The 3,377-nt window shown below is 61.8% G+C and carries 3 protein-coding genes; 2 read left to right on the plus strand and 1 reads right to left on the minus strand.

The features are described 5' to 3' along the window. Nucleotides 1–219: 219 nt before the first annotated feature. Entirely contained in the window at nucleotides 220–1,134 is a 915-nt protein-coding gene (locus AAE029_RS36065; protein WP_371077739.1) for a LysR family transcriptional regulator, read from the minus strand. A 132-nt stretch (nucleotides 1,135–1,266) separates the two neighbouring features. Between AAE029_RS36065 and AAE029_RS36070 the strand changes: the two genes are divergently transcribed. Then, nucleotides 1,267–2,127: an NmrA family NAD(P)-binding protein gene (locus AAE029_RS36070; RefSeq protein WP_371077740.1), complete on the plus strand. Its 861-nt coding sequence runs from the start codon at nucleotides 1,267–1,269 to the stop codon at nucleotides 2,125–2,127. 847 nt (nucleotides 2,128–2,974) lie between these two features. Further along, complete coding sequence (locus AAE029_RS36075) at nucleotides 2,975–3,253, plus strand: hypothetical protein (protein WP_371077741.1); 279 nt, start codon at nucleotides 2,975–2,977, stop codon at nucleotides 3,251–3,253. Nucleotides 3,254–3,377: the final 124 nt, after the last annotated feature.

Below are 3,377 nucleotides of genomic sequence, written 5' to 3' on the forward strand. Positions count from 1 at the left end.
CGCGGCGTATCCCTCCTCCTCTCCGCTTTCGACAATGTGTGAATCTAATAGCCCCGGCGGGGAGAAGGTGGCCCGAAGGGTCGGATGAGGGGGTTTCTCCGCACGGCAATGTCCTTCGCTTGCGCTCCGGACGCTCGTCGCTTTGCTCCTCGCCCCCTCATCGCCTCGCGCTGCTCGGCACTTCTCCCCACTGGGGAGAAGAGGGTATTCGCCGCAACCTCACACGCCACGCGCCGCCACCGTCTCCTGCACAAAATCGATAAACGCCCGGACCTTCGCCGCCGGCAGATGCCTTGACGGGTAGATCGCGTAAAGCGGATAGGTTTCGGTCGGCCAGTCAGGTAACAACTCGACGAGTGCACCGCTGTCCAGCAGGTCCTGAACGCCGATCGCCTTGATGCGCGCGATGCCGACGCCGGTGAGGCAGGCGCCAAGCAGCGTTCCGACATCGTTGACCACCAGCCGGCCGTGCGTTGCAACCGAAAGCATCTCCCCGCCGTTTGGAAACAGCCAATCCTCGATGATCTGCCCGGTCTGGGAATTGCGCACCTGGATGCAGGTGTGCCGGGCAAGGTCGGCGGGAATCTCGGGCGTGCCGTGTCTTTCGAGATAGGCGGGCGAAGCGACCATGATCGTGCGGGTCTCCAGCAGCTTGCGCGCCACCATGGAGGAGTCCGGCGGCGTACCGAAACGGATCGCGATATCGAAGCCCTCGCCCAGCAGGTCGCCGAGCTGGTCCCTGGTGACGAGCTCCAGGGACACTTCCGGATAAAGCTCGAGGAAGCGGCCGACATGCGCCGAAAACATGATGCGGGCGAAAAAGGCGTCGACATTGACGCGCAGCCGCCCGCGCACCGTCTTGGCCGAGCCGGAGGTGACACGCAATGCGTTTTCGATTTCCGAGAGCAACGGCCCGATATCCGCATAGAGCCTGCGGCCCTCGTCCGTCAGCGTCACCGAACGGGTGTTCCTGTCGAGAAGGCGCACGCCGATCCGCCCCTCGAGGCGCGAGATGGCGCGGCTGACGCCGGAGGGCGAAAGGCCGAGCGCATCGGCGGCGCGCGCGAAGCTGCCGCCCTCGATGATAGCAGCCAGAACCCCGACGTTCGAAATCATCCTGCCGTCGAATGTCATGTTGGCCCCCCGCTGACTAGTGATTTTGGATCACCAATGATGTGACCTATTTTCACTTCAGTCAACACGCCCGGCTTCGTATCCTCCCTTCAGATCGAATGACAAACGAACCCATCAACAGGAGAAGTGAACATGTATGCAATCACCGGAATCACTGGAAAGGTCGGCGCCACCATGGCCCGCACGCTCCTTGACGCGGGCGCCAAGGTACGCGCGGTTGTCCGCAATCCCGAAAAAGCCGGCGAATGGGCGGCCCTCGGTTGCGAGATCGCCGTCGCCGACATGGGCGACGAAGCAGCACTCACCAAAGCCTTCACGGACGCCGAAGGTGCCTTCATCCTGCCGCCGCCGAATTTCGACCCGCTGCCGGGATTTCCGGAAGCCCGGGCGGAAGCGGACATCATCCGCAATGCGCTCGAAAATGCGAAACCCGGCAAGGTGCTCTGCCTGTCGACCATCGGCGCGCAGGCGAGCCAGTCCAATCTCCTGACGCAGCGCACCATCCTGGAACAAGCGCTCGGTCATCTTTCAATGCCGCTCACCATCCTTCGTCCGGGCTGGTTCCTCGACAATCTTTCCTGGGATGTCGCCTCCGCGCGAAACGAGGGTGTCGTCCGCACCTTCCTCCAGCCCGAGGACCGGCCGTTCCCGATGGTCTCGACCGAGGACGTCGGCCGCGTCGCAGCCGAGCTGATCCTTCAGGACTGGAAGGGCCGGCGCATCGTCGAGCTCGACGGTCCGGCACGCATCTCGCCGCGCCAGATCGCCGCGATCTTCTCCGAACTCCTCGGACGTCCGGTCCGCCTCGAGGTCGTCCCCCGCGAGAACTGGGGCGCGCTCTTCCGGTCTCAGGGCATGCGCGACCCGATGCCGCGGATCCAGATGCTGGATGGCTTCAACGAAGGCTGGATCGAATTCGAGGGGCCTGAAGAGCACGTCCTGAAGGGAAAAATCGACGCCCGCAAGGCCATCGAAAGGCTCTTGAACGCCTGATCGCAACGCCGTCGATCACGGCGGAAGTTACAGTTGCAGGAGCCCTCATTCCAATTGAAACCAAGTGACATCAAAAAAATGTGAAGGGGCATGGAACGGGAATAAAGGCGAACTTATGTCATCTCGGGGCGCTCAAAATGCCCCGGACGCAAACAAGAGGGTTATTCTTATGCGTATGAAATTACTTGCTTTATCAATGATTGCTATGACACTTGGAACCGCAGGCGGCGCTCTCGCAAGAGAACCTGTGCAATGGCCGAACCCGCAGTCCCATGACTCGAGCCTGAGCCTTGATAGCGAAGTCCGTTGGCACGCTCCCAAGAAGCAAGCGGACGTCGATCGCATGTATACCAACAGCCTCAACCGTGCCGACCCCGCCTGCGACGCGCAGGGCACCAACAATGTCCGCTCCAGCAACGGCACGCATCTCGGCCAGAGCCAAGGCTGCGACTGATCGCACCCTTCCCGCCGGCTGAAGCCGGCAGACGAAGCAGACAAACCCGTCGATCGCGGCGGGTTTTTTTGCGGAATTTGCCAACTGCAGCCGCATCTGTGAGGGACGACGGAAGGCGCGACTCCCGCTTCTCCCCGCCGGGGAGGTGCCCGAAGAGCGGATGAGGGGTGGCGCCGCATAACATATTGGATTCCCTGAGAATTCTACCCCCTCACCCTGCTCTCCTCGCAAAACGAGGCGAGGGAACGATCGAGCAAGCCGCACGCGTCCCAGTCACCTGCGCATCAAATGCTATCAAATTCACGCGACTGCGAGTGGAACGAAAGCGAGCGCAGACCTACGTGCCGGCTGGGACAGAAATGTCCCACATAAGACATGAGGTACGATATGCACATGAAATTATTAGCGTTATCTGTTATGGCCATCACACTTGGAACAGCAGGCGGCGCCCTGGCGCGCGACCCGATGATGTGGCCGAACCCGCAGTCCCATGACAGCAGCCTCGATCTCGACAGCGAAACGCCCTGGCAGCCTCCCAAGACGCGCGCCGAAGTCGACCGCATGTACACCAACAGCATCAATCGCCCCGACCCCGCCTGCGCAAACCAGGACACCGACAATGCCCGCTCGCGCGACGGCGCGCACCTCACACAGGGCCAAGGCTGCGACTGATCGCGCCGGCCAGCAGACATCGAATACACTGAAAGTTTTGCCCCTCACCCTATCCCTCTCCCCGCGCGCCTATTAGATTCACACATTGTCGAAAGCGGAGAGGAGGAGGGATACGCCGCGCTTG

The sequence above is a fragment of the Sinorhizobium sp. CB7 genome (assembly GCF_041357635.1).
GTDB lineage: Bacteria > Pseudomonadota > Alphaproteobacteria > Rhizobiales > Rhizobiaceae > Rhizobium.

Excerpts from the sequence above, each read along its gene's own strand:
- AAE029_RS36065 (WP_371077739.1), bottom strand. The coding sequence starts at position 1,134 with ATGACATTCGACGGCAGGATGATTTCGAACGTCGGGGTTCTGGCTGCT.
- AAE029_RS36070 (WP_371077740.1), top strand. The coding sequence starts at position 1,267 with ATGTATGCAATCACCGGAATCACTGGAAAGGTCGGCGCCACCATGGCC.
- AAE029_RS36075 (WP_371077741.1), top strand. The coding sequence starts at position 2,975 with ATGAAATTATTAGCGTTATCTGTTATGGCCATCACACTTGGAACAGCA.